Raw genomic sequence first — 18040 nt, 5'->3', positions numbered from 1 at the left:
GTAATTTCATGGTAAGTTAACGACGGCGGGTCGGGGGTTTACACGGAGGTAATATTGGAGCCGTAGGTTTGCCTGTTTGTAACCCCGCACATCTGTTTTTATGAAAAAACCGGTATTATCTGTTTTACACACCAGTTCGAGCCTCATCCTCAGTTCGTTACTGGTTGTTGCCTGTAGTGTTCAGGATCACATCCGCCCCGGGCTGACGCCCGAAAACCCGGCATCGTTTAAAGAAATTTCGTCCACGGATCTGGGTGGCGAAGCGGCCTCCGAAATCTCGGCTTACGACCCCGCCTGCAAGCGCCTGTTTGTGGTCAACAACGATCAGGGTGTGGCTAGAGTCGAGGTGCTGGACCTTTCCAGTTACCCGGCCGTAACCCGATTGCCCGTCATTGATCTGTCAACGCTGGGCGGAGTCGCCAACAGCGTGGCGGTGCACGATGGCAAACTGGCGATTGCGCTCGAAGCCCTCAACAAGCAGGAAAAGGGCAGCGTGCTGGTGCTGAATACCTGCACGCTCGCGCAGATCAAACGGGTTTCGGTGGGCGCTTTGCCGGATATGGTGACCTTCAGCCCCGACGGAAAGTACATTGTAACGGCCGACGAGGGCGAACCCAACGATGCCTACACCGTTGATCCGGTGGGCTCGGTTTCGATTATCAACGTGGCCGATACGTACAGCGTTAAGACCTTGGATTTTTCACCGTTCGAGAGTCAGCAAACCACGCTGATGGCGGGCGGTTTCCGGATTTTTGGCAAAAATGCGTCGTTCGCGCAGGACATCGAGCCGGAGTACGTGGCGATTTCTGCCGATTCGAAAAAGGCGTGGGTGACCTTGCAGGAAAACAACGGAATTGCGGAAGTGGATCTGGAAGCGGGCGCGATTCTCCAAATCAAACCGTTGGGAACCAAAGACCTCAGCCTGGCGGCCAACGCCATTGATCCCACCAATACCGGGAATACGATCAGCTTCGGAACCTGGCCGGTGAAATCCTTTTACCTGCCGGACGCCATCGCGTACTTTGCGGTCGGTGGCAAAGGCTACCTGATTACGGCCAACGAAGGCGATACGCGGGCCTATACCGGTTTTAACGAAGAAGTGCGGGTGGGCGCGCTGACGCTGGACCCCACGGTTTTTCCGGCTGCCGCTACGCTCCAGATGAACGCCAACCTGGGCCGTCTGCTCGTGACCAGCACGGCGGGCGATGCCAACAAAGACGGGAAATACGAAGCCCTCTACGCCATCGGCGGACGCGGTTTCAGCATTCTCGATGCCGCCACCCAGAAGCTGGTCTACGAAACCGGACGGAGCCTGGAAGACGAAGTGGTGAAAGCCGGTTTGTACGACGATGGCCGTTCGGACGACAAAGGCGTGGAGCCCGAAGGCGTCACCACCGGTATCTTGAACGGAAAAACCGTTGCTTTCATCGCCCTGGAGCGGGCCGACGCCATTGCCGTTTACGATGTGAGCAACCCGGCTGCCCCGCAGTTTTTGCAGATGATTGCCACCGGCGATGCACCCGAAGGCGTTTTATTCGTTCCGGCCGCCAACAGCCCGAACGGACGGAGTATGCTGGTGGTGAGCAGTGAAGGCGACGGCACGGTAAAAATTTATCAACCCAATTAATGTATGAAGATCGAAAAGAAGTCGCTCAGCCACGAGATTGCCCAGTCCGTAAAAACGCAGTTAAACGGCGGGGCGGAGTTGTCGAAAAAAGTAAAGAAAACCATTGATCAGTCCGCCGAAAAGCTCGCTGAAAAGGTAATGAAAATCCGCAAGAAAGAAGAAAAGAAAAAGAGCGCCGAGCCCGAATCCAAGGCGCCGGTGAAGGCGGAATAAAGCAGCGGTTTTGGGATTCTGTTCGCAGAACAACAGCTTGTTTCCTGAATAAAACCGGAGCGGTAATCTGACTATCCAGTGTCGTCAGATTACCGCTCCGGTTTTCAGGTCTATCAGGCCATGACCGTGGCGGATAACCAAAACCTAATAACCGGCTTTGGCAAGTTGGGAGATCAATAATTTTCGGCACAGCGCACCATCGTCCGCGAAAGAAATCTTAACGTTCCGTTCGTTTTGATGGGATCGTCCCTGGGCGGAAACTCCGATGGATACCCCGGCTGTTGTTTACTCGCATTTCAGAATTATAAGACAAAAAATAAGCGATTAACGGAATGGTCTTATTAAACGAATGCGGTTTTGTGAAACGGCGAAGTGGAAGAGGTAAGTGGACGGTTCTGAACTAAATACAGGACTGGAAACGAAATAGGCGCGCTTTCGCTAGAAAAGTAAAAAAGAGGCTGAAAATAAGAGCTATTTGGTAATTCGAATTTTTCGTCCTTTCGGATCAGTTGAAAAATGTAATTATCAGACGAACATTTTTATTCTTTTGTGAGTACTAAAGAATAAGAAAACATACACTAACCAAAACAGGCCCTGGTAATTACCGGGGTTTTGTTTTGCAAACTAACCAGTCAGTTAGTACAATCCGGCTCTTTTAGCGATGCGGGCAGGTGGAAAATTTTACGTAAATTTAGGGCTTTAAAAAAAGAAGAACAGAGCTGAGGAATGAATCCAGTGTGTGCTACGTCGTGCGTGTTTATTGTCGATGACGATGAAGACGATCAATTTTTACTGCAACAGGTTTTTAGACAATATAGTCCGGAATGCCGGATCAAAACGCTGGTCAATGGCGTGGAGCTGCTGGATGCGCTTCAGACGATCTCCGATTTGCCGGCACTGGTGCTGCTCGACCTGAACATGCCCCTCATGAGCGGTTTTGAAGCCCTGGCGCAGATTCGGCAAAACGGTGCCTATGATTCACTGCCGGTCGTGATTCTGACGACCTCCAGCCTGCCGGAAGACCAGGAGCGCGCCGAGCAGCTCAAAGCCACCGGTTTTGTTACCAAACCCGCCGATATGGAAGAATACAGTCAGCTGGTGTTAAAACTGCGCCGGGACTTTCTGATCGGGCGGTGCGTGGAATGATTCTGGGAAAAACAAACCCCCGGTTGGGCCGGGGGCTGTTCGCCGAAAAGATGTCTTGATTTCCTTATTTTTTGTAGATTCGGTATAAGCGGCCCTGGTCCGTCACGGCGTACAACGCGCCATCCTTCCCCTGGGTAATGTCCCGAAACCGCTGGCTTTCGCCGGCCAGCAGGCGCTCTTCGCCCACCACTTTGTTTTCTTCAATCACCAGCCGCACAATGTGCATGCTGCTGAGTCCGCCAATGAAAAGGTTGTTTTTCCATTCGGGAATGTTGTCGCTGTTGTAAAAGGTCATGCCGCTCGGCGAGACGACCGGATCCCAGTAGTAAACGGGTTGTTCCAGACCGTCTTTCTGCTGAATACCGTCGCCAACTTTTTCGCCACTGTATTCGATGCCGTAGGTAATGGTGGGCCAGCCGTAATTCTTACCCGCTTCCACCCGGTTGAGTTCATCACCTCCGCGGGGCCCAAATTCGTGTTCCCACAGATCGCCGGTGGTCGGGTGGAAGGCCAGCCCCTGCACGTTCCGGTGTCCGTACGAATACAATTCCGGTTTGGCGTTGGCCTGTCCTTCAAAGGGATTTCCGGCCGCCGGTTTTCCGTCTTTCGTAATGCGGATCACTTTGCCCAGGCTGGAATTGAGGGACTGCGCCTGGGGCCGGGTCACCTTGTCGGAGCGCTCGCCGGTGCTGATCACCAGATTGCCGTCCTTGTCAAAAACAACGCGCCCGCCGTAGTGGAGGTTGCCTTTGTAAGCGGGCGTGGCCCGGTAGATGACGGTTACACCTTCCAGCTTTTTGTCATCGGCCGAAAGCTTGCCTTTGGCGATGGCGGTCAGGTTTCCTTCGGGCAGCGCTTCTGAAAAGGCCCAGTAAACCATCCGGTTCTGTTCAAAAGCCGGATCGAGCCGGATGCCCAGAAGCCCGCCCTGTCCGTCGGAATTAACGGCGGGAACACCGGCAATGGGCTCGCTCAGCGCGCCGGCCGGGGTCACGATGCGCAACGTACCGCCCTTCTCGGTAACCAGAAACCGGCCATCCGGCAGGGCAGCAATGCCCCAGGGGCTTTTCAGATCGCTGGTCAGCACTTTCCCTTCATAATCAACGCCCGATTTAACGCTGCCAATTCGGGTCTGGCCCGCAAAAGCCGGTTTGTAGGCGGTGTTGGCGGCCTGGGTTTCAACCGGGGCGCCGGTGCTGTCTTGTTGAGTCGTTGCCGAGTGGTCGGTCGAATTTTTTCCGCAGGAACCCAGCGTAAGCGTCGCTCCGGTCAGGATTCCCAGAAGTAGTTTAGTCATCGCGAATTTGGTCTTTCGAGTGAATACGGTTTCAAAAATAGGAGTTTTATCGAACAGGCGTTCCCCGGAAAACTAAAATCCAGATTCCGGTTTCGGTTGCGGACGCCTAAAACCGGGTCCGTCGTCGATTCCGGCCAAAACCGGCGGGTTCCTGGCTAACAAACCGGCGCAAATTTCTAACCTAAACCGGTCAAAACCGTTAGATAGCGCAGAATCAACTCCTATACGCATGAGCGAAGACTTACACGGAAACGTCCCGGATTCCTTTCCGGTGGTGCTGTTGATCATCGACATGATCAACGACCTCGAGTTTCCGCAGGGCGCGGACTTTCTGAAACCGGCCGTGGCCGCAGCCGACCGGATTGCGGTTTTGAAGCAGCGGGCGCGCCAGCTGAGGATTCCGGTTGTTTATGTCAATGATAATTTTGGCCGCTGGCGGTCGGATTTCAGTGAGGTGGTGGATCACTGCCTGCACGATGGCGTACGGGGCCAGCCGCTGGCCGAACGGCTGCAACCGGCACCCGATGATTATTTTGTGCTGAAGCCCAAGCACTCCGCATTTTACGCCACTACCCTGGCAACCCTGCTGGATTACCTGAAAGCGAGTCGGTTGATCATTACGGGGCTGAGCGCGGATGTCTGCGTCCTTTTTTCGGCCAGTGAAGCTTACATGCGGGAGTTCAAACTCAGCATCCCCGCCGATTGCGTAGCTTCCGATTCGGAAGAACACACGCGGGCTGCGCTGGACTACATGGGGCGCGTTCTGAGTGCCGACACCACCGTTTCGGATCAGATGGATCTGTCGGCACTGTGCGAGGTCGGGGAGGAATGAGAACACGCCGGGGCCGTTTCCTAATTTGAGTCGGTTCAACTTGGCCATTGCTGAGCGAAATCGGGTTGAATAAGACAAGCACGCAGAGGTCCATTGGCGACTCTTAAATCCGCATACCATGTCGAATCATCCAACCATTGCCGGGATCAAAGCAGGTTCCGAGCCATTAGCCAGGTTATTAGTAACAAATCAGGAAGCAGCCAATCCAGCCGCCAGTCAGATCCAGGATTTACTTTGTTTTTCGCACCTTCGCTGGGACTTTGTTTACCAGCGCCCGCAGCATTTACTGAGCCGGGCCAGCCAGCAGTACCGGGTCTGGTTTTGGGAAGAGCCCGTCGGCGATGATCACGACTGGCTGGAAATCCGGTCGGTTAGCCCGAAACTCTATCTGGTAACGCCCCATCTTTCACCGGCTACCTCGGCGGAAGCGGCAACCGAGCAGCAACGTCGCTGGCTGAGCGACCTGCTGACTCAAAACCGCATTGCCGAGTATCTGACCTGGTATTACACGCCGATGGCCCTGGCGTTTACCGATCAGTTAAACCCGCGGCTGACCGTCTACGACTGCATGGATGAACTCTCCGCCTTTCAGGGGGCCTCACCCCAGCTGCGGGAGCAGGAAAAGCGGCTGATGCAGCGGGCGGATCTGGTGTTTACGGGAGGCTACAGTTTATTCGAAGCCAAGCGGAAGATGAGCGCATCAGTTCACGCCTTTCCCAGCAGCATTGATTACGGCCATTTTGTCAAAGCCCGGCAGGGACTGCCCGAGCCCGCCGACCAGGCCGGTCTGGCCAGTCCGCGCATCGGCTACAGCGGAGTGATCGACGAACGAATCGACCTGCCGCTTTTGGAAGCGCTGGCCCAGCGCCATCCCGACTGGCAGTTTATTCTGCTGGGGCCGGTTGTCAAAATTGATCCGGCAACCTTGCCGCAGGGACCTAATCTGCACTACCCGGGGATGAAGTCCTACGCGGACTTACCGGCTTATTTCAGTCATTGGCAGGTGGCGCTGTTGCCCTTTGCCCTCAACGAGTCTACGCGCTTCATCAGCCCGACCAAAACACCGGAATACCTGTCGGCTGGCCTGCCGGTGGTTTCGACGCCCATTCGGGATGTCGTCACGGCCTACGGGGAGTGTGAGCCGGTTTGCATTGCCGATTCGGTGGCGGCATTCGAACAGGGCATTGAGCGGATGTTGCAAAACCGGATGGTGCTCGACTGGACGGACACCGATACCCAACTGCGCCAGCAATCGTGGCAGCAGACCTGGCAGGATATGCTGGCGTTGATTGAAGAGCAATTGGCGGTTCAAAACGTGGTTTCGCCCACCTCGCAAGCCGCCTTATCCGTATGAGCGAGCCAACCAGGTCCGCAGCCTCCGAACGTCTGGGGCTGCGGCCGCTGGCGCTCTGGGGCGGCATCGAGTGCACCGTTAACCGGGTGAGAGACCATTACCAGGATCAACTGCAATCCAGCGGGCATCACCACCGCGCGCACGATTTAATTCCGATTGCCGAGCTGGGTCTGAAAACGCTGCGCTACCCCATTCTCTGGGAGCGCACGGCACCGGAACGAATCGACCAGCCGGACTGGCGCTGGGCGGATGAGCGGCTGGGGCTGCTGCGTCAACTCCAGATCCGGCCCATTGTCGGGCTGGTTCATCACGGCTGCGGCCCCCGCTATGCGCCTTTCACCGGGCCGAATTTTGAGCAGCTACTCCCCCGGTTTGCCCGTCAGGTCGCGGAGCGGTTTCCGTGGGTCGATGCCTACACTCCCGTGAATGAACCCCTGACAACCGCCCGGTTTTCGGGTTTATACGGGCACTGGTTTCCGCACAAAACCTGCGTCAGGGCGTTTGCCGAAATTCTGCTCCGGCAGTGCAGGGCAACGGTTTTGAGTATGGAGCAAATCCGGCAGGTCCGGCCGGATGCCCGGTTGATCCAGACTGAAGATCTGGGGCAGGTGCACACCACCCCGCTGTTAGCCTACCAGGCGGAATGGGAAAACCACCGCCGGTGGCTGACCTGGGACCTGCTCTGCGGGCGCGTCACGGACGATCATCCGCTCTGGGATTACCTCGGCTGGGTGGGGATTTCGCAGAAAGAACTGGCGTATTTCAGTGAGCATCCGTGCCCCCCTTCGCTGATTGGGGTTAACCATTACATCACCAGCGAACGCTACCTGGACGAGCAACTCTGGCAGTATCCGCCCGCTCTCTGGGGGGGCAACGGGCGTCACCAGTATGTCGATACGGAAGCGGTCCGGGCGGCACCGGAAAAGCGAATCGGTTTGCAGGGGCTGCTGCAACAGACCTGGGACCGGTATGGGCTGCCCATTGCTGTAACGGAAGCCCACCTGGGGTGTACGGTCGATGAGCAGATGCGCTGGCTGCTGGATATGTGGCAGCAGGCGGAAGAGGCCCGCCAGGGTGGGGCCGACGTTCGGGCGGTGACGGCCTGGGCGCTGCTGGGTTCGTACGACTGGCATTGCCTGATGACCCGACAGGAGGGGTGCTATGAACCGGGCGCGTTCGACGTTCGGTCGGGGCAGTTGCACCAGACCCCCCTGGCTGAACTGTTGCAGCGACTGGCTACCCACCAAACACCGGATGAACTGGTTCCGCCCGGACCGGGCTGGTGGCAAGCCGTTCCGAATAAAAAAATAGTTGCTCTATAAATTAAATAGATTAAAATTTGGAAATGCAAAACCGGTTTCCTTATCTTTACAGCGTCTTCCAATTACGGACTGCAACGTAGTGGTCCGGTACGCCGGTTCGAGATGTATACCGAAAGGGGAGAGGCAGGCTCAACGAACCCTTAGCGACTTTGCGAACGATCGGCGGATCGGCCGGAGTCAGTGCTAACCTGCCTACGGAGTTAGGGCTTATAAATTTACAACCTTTATGGCTGCTTATTCTTCATCGTACCAGTACCCTTCCGATCAGCACCGGCATCGTTCTCCCCGATGTTGTCAATCCTGTTAAAACGGCTTTGATGCCCCGGTTTTGTACCGATGCGCTGCGTTGGTACCTCCCCGAACCGATCTCCAGTTTTTAGCCATTCACCCGAAAAAGCAAACCGTAGAGCGGCAACCGGCCGGTCGCTGAGCTGCTTTGTGAACCTCGTGCCGTTTGTACCAAAACCGGTGCCGGGCAATTGCCTGACCGGTGACCCGGTGCCGGCACTATATCACGACCTCCCGCCATGACTCTATTTGACCGTCAGTTGAGAGCCCATCTTTGTTGCTGCTGTTGTTGCCGCTAAGGCATATAGGGAATTCACCAGCTTCCTGTTTCAGGAACGAACTGCGTAGTGGCCGGGAGGGCCGCTACGCCTGGGTACCTCATACCCGTTCAGGCTTAGTTTTTCTCCATACTATCAGACCCCGTAAATTCAAAGTGGCTTATGAAATCGTTCGCGCCTTTTCAATTCAACGATCGTTTAACCGACGAACAACGGCTTTTTTTCAAAACCAACGGGATTATTCAGTTTAAGAAGTTCGTCGAACCCGAGACGGTGGCGTTGTTCCTACGGGAAATTCAGCAGGTACAAAGAAAATTAATCGACCATGCTATTAAAAAAGTAAACGGCATTCCCCTGAAGTTCGGCTTCGATGAATCCGGGCGGACGCTCATTCAGCGGCTGGCTTTTACGTCGCAACTCAGCCCGGTTTTAAGGGAGTTTCTGAACGATCCGCGTTTCCGGGTTTTGCTGGAATTGCTGGGGCCGTACGAGGGCCGGATTGGCGAAAACGAGAAAGACGGTTTGGTCGTTAATCACTACGTAAACTCGCCGTTCAGTCAGTTTAAAAACCTGGGGTGGCACACCGACAGTCCGCGTGATTTGTTTCTGGGTTCACGCATTCAGCCCATGTTGAACGTTGGGTTGCACCTGGACGATTGCCCCGTCGAAAACGGCGGTTTGCGGGTGCTGGCCGGAACCCACACGCAGGGTTTGCTGAGTTTGTTCTTTAAAAAGAAATACTTCGTCGACAACGAACCGGACCCGGCCGAGGTCGGCTTCGACATCGAAGCGGGCGACCTGACGATCCATGACGGCCGGTTGTGGCACCGGGTGCAACAGTCGCCCGTGGTTGGGGCCAAAAGCCGTCGCCGGGTCATGTACATTCCGTTCATCACGGGCGCTTACCAACCCAAAGACGCCAGCAGCCCGACCCCTTTTTATCACAAACTGGCCAGCCTGCAACCGAAAAGAAGCGTGGCCCCGGCCGAGCGGGCGCAGCGGTTTACGCTGCGCAACCTGAGCTGGAGTCGCCTGCTGGGCTAGATCAATCTAAAAACACCATTATGCCTTCTGCTTTAATTACGGGTGCTGCCAAAGGCATCGGAAGAGCCATCGCCGGGGAGTTGGCCCGGCTGAAATACGACCTGTTTCTGATTGACATCGACGAACCCGAACTTCTGCGGACGGCGCGCCGTCTGGAGGAGCAACACGGCGTTTTCACTTACACGCTGGCGCTGGATTTATCCGGGCCGGGTGTCGCCCAGACGATTCAGACCTGGTATCACCCGTTTCGCCAGGATTTGCAGGTGGTTGTCAACAACGCCGGTTTTGGTTTAAACGGTCCGTTCGAGCAAATTCCGATTGCCGAGCAACTGGAGCTGATCAACGTCAATATCAAGGCTTTGGTTGAAATATCGTACGCCTTTATTCCGGTTCTGAAACAGCAGACGCGGGCGTATCTGCTGAATGTGGGCAGCACAACCGCCTACCAGACGGTTCCGTACGTTTCGATTTATGCGGCTTCCAAGGCGTTTGTGGTTTCGTTCACGCGCGGTTTGCGGCACGAACTCCGGCATTCCAGCCTGTCGGTCAGTTGTTTAAGTCCGGGCAGCACGGATACCGACTTTGTCAACCGGGCCCGCATGGGGGATTCGATCCGGAAAACGGCGGCCAAAGTGAACATGAGTCCGGAAGCGGTTGCCAAAATTGCCGTCAAGGGCCTGTTTAAAGGTGAATCGGAGATCATTCCCGGTTTTATCAACCAGCTTGGCGCTTTTCTTCCCCGGGTGGTGCCCAAGGCTTTTGTCGAGAAAGTGGTTGGGACCATTTATGAGCCCAAAGCCGAGTAAGCCCAAAAACCCGGCGTCGGGCCCGGTTCTGACTACGCTTTCCGGTTGGTGGCACCACCCCGGATGCTCCGTACCGTCCACTCACTTTTTGCCACTAATTCACCGGGCTGGGGGTTAGAGAGATGAGTATTAAATAACCTGGTCTATTGGAATAGCCGGATGGCGGAGGCTGTCCGGTTATTTTATGCCCGCTCTCTTCACTCAAATCGTCCGTGCCTTTCCGAGCCGATTTCATTCCTGAGATGCTGCAAGTCTTCTGCTAAAAGGCACCCGTCAAAGCGGTACTCATCACGGTTTACGGGTTATTGGCTGGTGAGCCGCCCATCTTTATTCGCAAAAACGGACTACGTGCAGACAGTTCGGGGATTCGGGTGAAATTAAAAACCGGCTCTAATCTAAAACCGGGTCGTGCCTGCTTTCTTTTCTATCCTAAATTTTACTTCCAAGTTATAATTTTCTGACATGGTAAATATATATATAATATATTTGTATTATAAAAGTCCAGCAGCGCGCGGTTTTGTGTATTTGTGTTGCAGGACAGGGCTGAATCGTCTGCGCATCCATTGGATGATAGGGCATAACTCCATTACTAACTCCCAGTCATGTATTTCATCGTTGAACAGGATCAAAAAACACAGGGCCGCTACCAGGTGCGGCTGATGGATGAAAAGCACAAAACGCTCATGCTCAGCGAGCTGTTGTCCACCAAAACCGCCTGCGATGCGTGCATCCGAATGGTCAAACGGGCCGCAGCGCATCCGGATAACTTCATACTCTGGGACATTGAACAACACCGGTTTAACCTCTTTCTGGGCGACGGAAGCCTGATGATTGGAGCCGGGCGCTACAAGTCAGCCGCCGAGCGCGATGCGGCCATTAGCCTGCACCGGCTGGCCATATTGGAAGCGGAGGTGATTGATTACACGCAGGGTGCCCAGCAAGCCGCCTGAGAAAATTTTCCGACAACTCACTTTTTTAACAGTCTGGCAATCGGTGTGTTTCTACCGATAGAGGCCGCAGATACCACCGAAGGCAGTCAGCAACCGGTTAAAAGTGATTATTTGGCCAAATCTGTTACGCGTTTAGATTCGTACATAAACGCGAAAATCAGCAAGTTTCATTAGTAATACGTATTTCTGTATTATGAATCCACAGCCAAAAATATTACTGGCGGATGACGATCCCGCCATCCGCAAATTTTTAAGCCAACTGCTTCGGAAATCCGGGTATCAGGTGCTGGTTGCCTCAGACGGCCAGGAAGCTATTAGCCTGCTTGAGTCAGAGCAGAACCTGGATTTGCTGGTGCTCGATCTGATGATGCCGGAGTCGAGTGGCCTGGATGTTATTGAACGAGCCCGGGAGTTGCCCCAGCCAATTCCCGCTATCTTGATGTCGGCCATTGATCTTCCGCCCGCTCAAAGAATGGTGCTGCTCGCTTCGCCAACACCCTATCTGATCAAGCCCTTCAAACCCGCCGACCTCCTGGCCAAAATTGAAAGCCTTCTGGCCGAAGCCAGTATTTAGGAAGTCGCCGGGTCGTGAATTTTCAGAACCGCATTTTTACCGGAGAAAATCATCGGTAAGGATGCGGTTTTTTGTCTGTCCTGCCGGTTTTGATCCGGGCCCACGATTCAACCCGGCGCCGACGAACGGCTGAAAAGATGCATCCTTTCCAAACACATCCTCAAGGCGTCATCATTTTCGGAACCTTCCAGACCAGAGGCCTCTGGGTATTGGCCAGCGTTGTCACCTGACCGTTAGCTCTGGTGAAAGAGAGGTTCCAGCTCATCGTTCTGACAAATAAGGCGGTACCGGCGGTGGCACTCAGCTCCCATTTGGGCAACCCGGGTAATTGGAGATAGAGCTTACCACCAGTCATACAGAAGCAGAGGAATCAAGAGCAGGTCCAGATCGATAAAGTTCAGCTTATTAAAACTGGAAATAGATAAAGGAGCCGCTGCTTTTCTGGGTCAGAATGACCAGAATCAGCAGACTCGACCAGCCTAACCCCAGACCCCACCAGGGCAGGCGTTTAGAAACCGCGAGCAGTGAGCTGTCCCGCATCAGCCAGTGACAGGCAATGAGGCCTATCGTCACACTGCTGACCGTCAGAATGGCCAGATTGGTGAGCATGGGCGCGCCGTTGGGAATGATACCAAACATCGAAAGCAGCAGCAACATTGCCCCGCCAAACGTTGGCGCCCGGAAAAAGACCCACGTAATGTTTATCAGAAACAGCGTCAGCATCGCCAGGCCAAACTGCGTCAATGGGCTGGCAAACCGCATTGCTGGAAGAACGCCCGCGCGATTGAACACGGTTTCGTCGGCGGTTGTCTCTTTCCGCATTCCCCGGCGACGGGCCGCCCGGTCGCGCCAGAACCGTTCGATGCACAGGAACAGGCCGTGCAGCCCGCCCCAGACGACAAAGGTCCACGACGCCCCGTGCCAGAGGCCGCCCAGCAGCATGGTAATCATCAGGTTCACGTACGTTCTGACGGTGCCGTGGCGGTTTCCGCCCAGAGGAATGTAAAGATAATCGCGCAGCCAGGTCGAAAGCGTAATGTGCCAGCGACGCCAGAAATCCGAAAAACCGACGGCTGCATAAGGGTACCGAAAATTGTCGGGTAGTTCAAAACCAAGACACAACGATACGCCGATGGCACAGGTCGAATAGCCCGCAAAATCACAGAAAATCTGGCCCGAAAAGGCCAGCACACCCATCCAGGCATCGAGGGTCTGGACGGGAAACGGCAGACTGAAGATCAGATCCGCCGGTTCGGCCAGCAGCCCATCCGCAATGGTTACTTTCATAAACAGACCGAGGGAGAGCAAAAACAGGCCCCAGCTCAATTGCTCGCTCGTTGCCCGGCGGGGCGTTTTGAACTGCGGAATCAGGTCTTCGGGCCGGACAATCGGGCCCGCAACCAGGTGCGGAAAATACGTAACGAACAGCGCAAAATTCAGAAACGAAGGCTCGGGGGCAAACTTGCGTCGGTACACATCCAGCGTGTAGGAAAGCGTGACGAAGGTATAAAACGAGATACCGACCGGCAGAATGATGTCAGGCCGGGCCGCCTGATAGACAATCCCCACGGCCGCCAGCAGGGCTGTGAAGTTTTCCAGCAGAAAACCGCCGTATTTAAAATAGCTGAGCATCCCCAGATTCAGGATCAGGCTGACCGTCAGCAGCAGTTTGCGGTTTTGGGGGCGCTGTTCAAGGGCAATCAGTTTGGCCATGTAGAAATCGACGACCGTGGAGAGCCACAGCAACAAAATGAAGGGCGGATTCCAGAGTGCGTAGAAGAGGTAACTGGCCAGCAACAGGTTGATTTTTTTGGTCCTCCAGGTGAAGGGAAGGTTGTGCAGCACCAGAATGAGGGCAAAAAAGACGATGAAGGTGTAGGAATTAAAGACCATGATCGGGGTGGGCTAAAGCGTGGAGGAAGACGGTTTCGAAGCCGGCGTATTTTGCCGTACCGGCCAGCCGGTTTTCTGCTCGATGATCGGGAGCAGTTCCTGCGTGAAGCGCACGGCGTCCTGGGGCGTCAGGTGCGACCATTCCGGGCAGGTGAAGCGGGCAAGGGCCGGGTAATCCGAGAAATAAATTCCCGGTGTCTGGGTATAGGCCAGCAGCCGGTCCCAGTACTGCGTCCGGGGAAACAGCTGTTTTTCAATGGCGTACATCGGTCCGTCCGAGGGCGTCCGGATGAAGATTACCCGTCCACCGCGCGCCCGGATCTGGGCGATAGAGGCCCGGGTCTGGGCCAGAATGGCCTCAAGGGGCGGCCCGGCGATGGCGCCTTTGGGACTGTGCGCGCCGATTGCCATCCACACGTGTTTTACCTTATTTTGAATAACCGTATCCGCCACCATAGCATCAGCCATCTTATTTTGCCGATCAAACCCATTGACCGAAAATTCATACGGAAACACGGGGCCGCCCCACGTACCGGGCCGTTCGGGCATTGGTAACCGGAGCAGAAGCGGGTTCATCGCCAGATAAAAGTCGTCGAGAAACCGGAAATTCGCTTCCAGCACGCGGTTGATCTGAAAACTGGCCTGTTGCGAAAGCGACCAGTTTGGATAGGCCGCTACGCGCTTGTCGGCTTCCTTTTCCGGAAAAGCGCCCGTCGGGGTAAAGAACAGGGGTTCGGTCACGTCGATCAGCAGAGTGCCTTTAAAAGCCGGGTCATTTCCCAGATCGGTGAGCAGGGGCCGGGGCGATGTCCCGACGATGGAAAGTTGAATCGGTTTTTCGCCCGTCATGCGTTGCCAGGTCGCCAGATCCAGGTCGTATTTGATCCGGGAAGAACCAATCACGACGGGCCGGGCCGGGCTGCTCTGATAAATCTGTTTGCGGGTATTGGCCCACAGACTTTCGTCGTCGTTGTAGGCCAGAGCGAACTTTTCGTGTCGCCAGTAGGCTTCCCAGCCGGCCACGAACGCCAGCACAAGGACCAGCGTAAGCCCGGCGGCTTTTGAGTAATTTGTTGGTTTCATGAAGGTACGGGTTGGGGTGATAAGGAATGAGTACGGGGTTCGGTAAACACTATTCAATGGGGCGGTGCGCGGTAAGGCTCTACCTCAGACTGCCCAAATCAAAGCGGACAACAAGGTTGTATTTTACATGAACCGGCTGCCCGGACTGCTTGCCGGGTGTCCAGTTCGGCATGGTTTGTACCAGTCGTATAGCCTCTTCATTCGTGCCGTAGCCCAGGCCTTTCAGGAGCTGCACATCCTTGATGGCGCCTTCCTTCGTTACGATAAAGCTGACGAACGCTCGCCCTTCTACTTTTGCATTGCGCGCGGCTTCCGGGTAGCGTAGATTCCGGCGGAGGTACTCGTCTAATCGGGCAAATCCGCCCGGAAATTCCGGGCTTTGTTCCACGACTGTGAAAACCGGGTCGTTTGACGGCGATTGTGCGCTGGCGGGCGGGGCCTGACGGGCCATTTGGGCTCCTGCGCGGTGACTATAAGCCATCATCAATCCGGCGAATAGGGTACAAACGGATAGCGCCAGTCCGTACTGATGAGCTGACCCGTATCTTATTTCTTGATGCTGTGCCATGAACGTTGTGAGCCAATGTGAAAAATAGAACCGTCATACTCGTACTGGTAATTAGCGTTTTAGTAAAGATTGGGCCGGGTTGTCGGTTGGACGGAACCACTTCCGTTACGACCAAATCCCCGGCGTACCCGGCTTCCGATGACCAAACCGGTGGTTGAGGGCATTGCGGGCGGGCAGTTCTTCATACCTTAATTCGCCCGGCGGCTTTCGTCTTCCGAGGCTGAACGTCGTTGTCGTTCGCCTTTCAGTTTTTGGTTCCCGAACGAATACGTCAGATTCAGCAGCGCCACGCGGGTGTCGAACTTCATAAAACCCACCTGCGTCGTTGTTGCGGTTTCGACACTCGGCCGGAAAAAGTTGGTGTGGAAAATATCCTGCAGGCTGAACTTGCACTTGAATACCGGCGAAATGGCTTTCTGAAGGCCCGCATCCAGCGCTCCCAGCCAGGGCGAGCGCCAGATGCCATTGACGGAGGGCGTACTGACCCAGCCGTTGAGTTCAGCGGTCCAGCCCTTGCCCAGCGTAAACGCATTGTTGCCGTTCAGGCGGCCGGCTACGTTCTGCACCTGCAATACGGTTCCTTCGTAATCGTACTGAAAGCGATTGTAGTAGCCCAGTACGTTCGTTTGCAGTTGCCAGCCTTTTACGATGGTCAGTGGCCAGCTCAGGGTCGCTAGATAGCCCTGCATCCCGCCGAGGTTTTCCGTTGTTACGTAACTTTTGTTGCCTTCCAGCGCATGGATGGTAAAGAACATCAGGTCGGTGGTGTAGTTAGCACCCAGGGCGACGAACAATCCGCCTTTCAAACCCAATTTGGCTTCCAGGGCGTGGGTGAACTGTGGCCTCAGGTACGCATTGCCCTGACTATACGCATACGGATCAACGTAGCCCCGCGCCGGGTTCAAATTCTGGTAGTTCGGCCGGTCGATGCGGTGGCTGTAGGAGAACGTGAGGGTCTGATTCGCCGATAAAGGTAGCGACACAAACAGACTGGGAAACCATTTCAGATAATCGCGCGTAACGACCTGGTTCAGCGTCAGGGAGTTTCCTGTCGAGTGCGTATGTTCCGCCCGGAGGCCTAGTTGCAGATTGGTTTTTCCCCATTTTCCGGACAGGCTGGCATACGCGGCACTGACCTTTTCCGTGTACTGAAAATGATTCGATAAAGCCGGATTGGGTTCCAGCGCCCCCGTCGGACCGCTGCTCAGTTTCAGGTCGTTATCCGTTTTTACCGAGGCCCTTTTCAAGCCGGTTTCCAGTTTCCAGTCCTTTGATAGCGGACGGCTATAGTCTACTTTGACTGTTCGGATGTCGATGGTGGTTGGCTGGGTAATGAGCAACCCATCAACTGGTGGAACGGCATCGCCAAGGGCAATCAGGGTCTGCGTCAGCAGGCTGTTCGTGTATTGACGGGTAAAATGTCCCAGGTCAAAGTCGGCGTTTAATTGACCGTCCGTCTGCCCAAACGTGTGTTGCAGGTTCAGGTTTCCAAGCTGGTTCTGGCTGGACGTATTATAGGTTTTCTGGGTCTGGGTTTGTAAATAGACCGGCCCCGTTTCGGTTCGTCGGAAGTTAGCCCCCGCCGGGCCCTTTTCGCGGTGGTCGCTCCAAAAGCCTGTCCAGACCACACCAATGGTTGTGTTCTTCGTTGGCGAAAAATCCAGGCCCGCTTTGGCGTTCTGACCCACATCCCGAAAGGTCAGATACGTGTACTGACTCACGACGTTCCGTCGATTGGCGTCCGCTGGGCTGGGATCGGGCTGGACTCGGTCGAGTTGAAAGTCCCAGTAATTACCGCCCCGGTTGAGGCTGTAAGTACCAAATAGATTCAGCTTGTTGGTCCGATGATTCAGTTGCAGACTGCCCCGCTCCCGGTCGAATCGGCCTGACCCACCGGCTACGGAAACCGTACCGTTGGTGCCGAGGTTGCTGTTCTTTTTAAGCCGGATGTTGATGATGCCGGAGTTGCCAGCCGCGTCGTATTTAGCCGAGGGATTGGTAATCAGCTCAATTGTCTCAATGTTGTCGCTCGACATGCTGCGCAGCAGCGCAATCACATCCTGCGCCGAGAGGTAGCTTTGCTTCCCGTCGATCTGCACAATAACGCCTTCTTTTCCCCGTAGCTGCAGCCGTTCGTTCTGGTAATCGACCGTAACGCCCGGCGATTTTTCGAGCACTTCCAGCGCCGTACTACCGCTCCCGACAATGCTGTTCGCTACGTTGACCACCATGCGGTCGAGTTGTTGCTCGACAAACGGTTTTTTCGCCGTCACCTGTACCTCCGCCAATTTACCCGTGCTTTCCAGTAAGGTCAAAGTCGGTACGTCGGTTGGGCGTGTCGTTACGTCCAGCACTGTCGAATGCACTTTCTGATACCCAACGGCCGTGGCGCGCACGACGTACTGCCCCGGTCGGACGTTCTCAAAGGCATAGGTTCCCTGCTGGTCGCTGGCGGTGCCTTTAGCCACGCTCGAATCGCGGGCGTTGAGCAGGGCCACGCCCACAAAAGGCAGCGGTTTACCGCCCTCATCGCGGACAGAGCCGGTAAGAACCGGCTGAGCCTGTGCCAGCAGGGAAGGCACGGAGAGAGCCAACAGGAGACCAATTAATTTCATCGCATGGACCGTTTATCCCAACAGCGCAGGCTGCTGAAGTTGCGTTGTGTTTGCTTCCGACTCTTACGCCAGGAAATCCCCAGTTCATTAGTCGCTAAAAATCAGGGGGAGGGTAACAGGAAATCAGATGGCTAATCGCACCAGCGTGTT

The 18040-nt window shown here is 55.2% G+C and carries 15 protein-coding genes; 10 read left to right on the top strand and 5 right to left on the bottom strand.

Going from position 1 to position 18040, the window contains the following annotated elements; all coding sequences use genetic code 11:
* Nucleotides 1-100: 100 nt before the first annotated feature.
* From ACYVHX_RS04160 to ACYVHX_RS04150, 3 genes are all read left to right on the top strand, one after another.
* The gene (locus ACYVHX_RS04160) at nucleotides 101-1627 is read left to right on the top strand and encodes a choice-of-anchor I family protein (RefSeq protein WP_460670335.1); all 1527 of its coding nucleotides are present in this window, start codon (nucleotides 101-103) and stop codon (nucleotides 1625-1627) included.
* A gap of 3 nt (nucleotides 1628-1630) precedes the next feature.
* Nucleotides 1631-1840 (top strand): hypothetical protein, encoded by a 210-nt coding sequence (locus tag ACYVHX_RS04155; RefSeq protein ID WP_460670334.1) that lies wholly within the window; start codon nucleotides 1631-1633, stop codon nucleotides 1838-1840.
* Nucleotides 1841-2566: 726 nt separating this feature from the next.
* A complete protein-coding gene (locus ACYVHX_RS04150) occupies nucleotides 2567-2986 on the top strand; it encodes a response regulator (protein WP_460670333.1) in 420 nt (139 codons plus the stop codon).
* 64 nt (nucleotides 2987-3050) lie between these two features.
* Here ACYVHX_RS04150 and ACYVHX_RS04145 read toward each other — a convergent pair whose 3' ends face one another.
* Nucleotides 3051-4283, bottom strand: coding sequence for a PQQ-dependent sugar dehydrogenase (locus ACYVHX_RS04145; protein WP_460670332.1), 1233 nt, complete (start codon nucleotides 4281-4283; stop codon nucleotides 3051-3053).
* A gap of 229 nt (nucleotides 4284-4512) precedes the next feature.
* Between ACYVHX_RS04145 and ACYVHX_RS04140 the strand changes: the two genes are divergently transcribed.
* The 7 genes from ACYVHX_RS04140 (at nucleotide 4513) to ACYVHX_RS04110 (ending at nucleotide 11731) form a co-directional block, all read left to right on the top strand.
* Nucleotides 4513-5115, top strand: coding sequence for a cysteine hydrolase family protein (locus ACYVHX_RS04140; protein WP_460670331.1), 603 nt, complete (start codon nucleotides 4513-4515; stop codon nucleotides 5113-5115).
* Nucleotides 5116-5233: 118 nt separating this feature from the next.
* A complete protein-coding gene (locus ACYVHX_RS04135) occupies nucleotides 5234-6469 on the top strand; it encodes a glycosyltransferase family 1 protein (RefSeq protein WP_460670330.1) in 1236 nt (411 codons plus the stop codon).
* Nucleotides 6466-7791 (top strand): family 1 glycosylhydrolase, encoded by a 1326-nt coding sequence (locus ACYVHX_RS04130; RefSeq protein WP_460670329.1) that lies wholly within the window; start codon nucleotides 6466-6468, stop codon nucleotides 7789-7791. The genes ACYVHX_RS04135 and ACYVHX_RS04130 overlap by 4 nt, the downstream gene beginning before the upstream one ends.
* Nucleotides 7792-8519: 728 nt before the next feature.
* Nucleotides 8520-9401, top strand: a complete 882-nt coding sequence (locus tag ACYVHX_RS04125) for a phytanoyl-CoA dioxygenase family protein (protein WP_460670328.1) — start codon at nucleotides 8520-8522, stop codon at nucleotides 9399-9401.
* Between the two features lie 20 nt (nucleotides 9402-9421).
* Complete coding sequence (locus tag ACYVHX_RS04120) at nucleotides 9422-10207, top strand: SDR family NAD(P)-dependent oxidoreductase (RefSeq protein WP_460670327.1); 786 nt, start codon at nucleotides 9422-9424, stop codon at nucleotides 10205-10207.
* A 602-nt stretch (nucleotides 10208-10809) separates the two neighbouring features.
* Nucleotides 10810-11157, top strand: coding sequence for a YegP family protein (locus tag ACYVHX_RS04115; RefSeq protein WP_460670326.1), 348 nt, complete (start codon nucleotides 10810-10812; stop codon nucleotides 11155-11157).
* Between the two features lie 193 nt (nucleotides 11158-11350).
* A complete protein-coding gene (locus ACYVHX_RS04110; RefSeq protein WP_460670325.1) occupies nucleotides 11351-11731 on the top strand; it encodes a response regulator in 381 nt (126 codons plus the stop codon).
* Between the two features lie 405 nt (nucleotides 11732-12136).
* Here ACYVHX_RS04110 and ACYVHX_RS04105 read toward each other — a convergent pair whose 3' ends face one another.
* From ACYVHX_RS04105 to ACYVHX_RS04090, 4 genes are all read right to left on the bottom strand, one after another.
* A complete protein-coding gene (locus ACYVHX_RS04105; RefSeq protein WP_460670324.1) occupies nucleotides 12137-13624 on the bottom strand; it encodes an MBOAT family O-acyltransferase in 1488 nt (495 codons plus the stop codon).
* Nucleotides 13625-13636: 12 nt separating this feature from the next.
* Nucleotides 13637-14707 carry a hypothetical protein gene (locus ACYVHX_RS04100; protein WP_460670323.1) on the bottom strand — a complete coding sequence of 357 codons (1071 nt, stop codon included), beginning with the start codon at nucleotides 14705-14707 and terminating at the stop codon, nucleotides 13637-13639.
* 79 nt (nucleotides 14708-14786) lie between these two features.
* On the bottom strand, nucleotides 14787-15188 hold the full coding sequence (locus ACYVHX_RS04095; protein ID WP_460670322.1) for an energy transducer TonB: 402 nt from the start codon (nucleotides 15186-15188) through the stop codon (nucleotides 14787-14789).
* A gap of 275 nt (nucleotides 15189-15463) precedes the next feature.
* Nucleotides 15464-17890, bottom strand: coding sequence for a TonB-dependent receptor domain-containing protein (locus ACYVHX_RS04090; RefSeq protein ID WP_460670321.1), 2427 nt, complete (start codon nucleotides 17888-17890; stop codon nucleotides 15464-15466).
* Nucleotides 17891-18040 lie beyond the last annotated feature (150 nt).

This window comes from Larkinella ripae (assembly GCF_054780775.1).
This window is presented reverse-complemented; position numbering and strand designations above follow the sequence as displayed.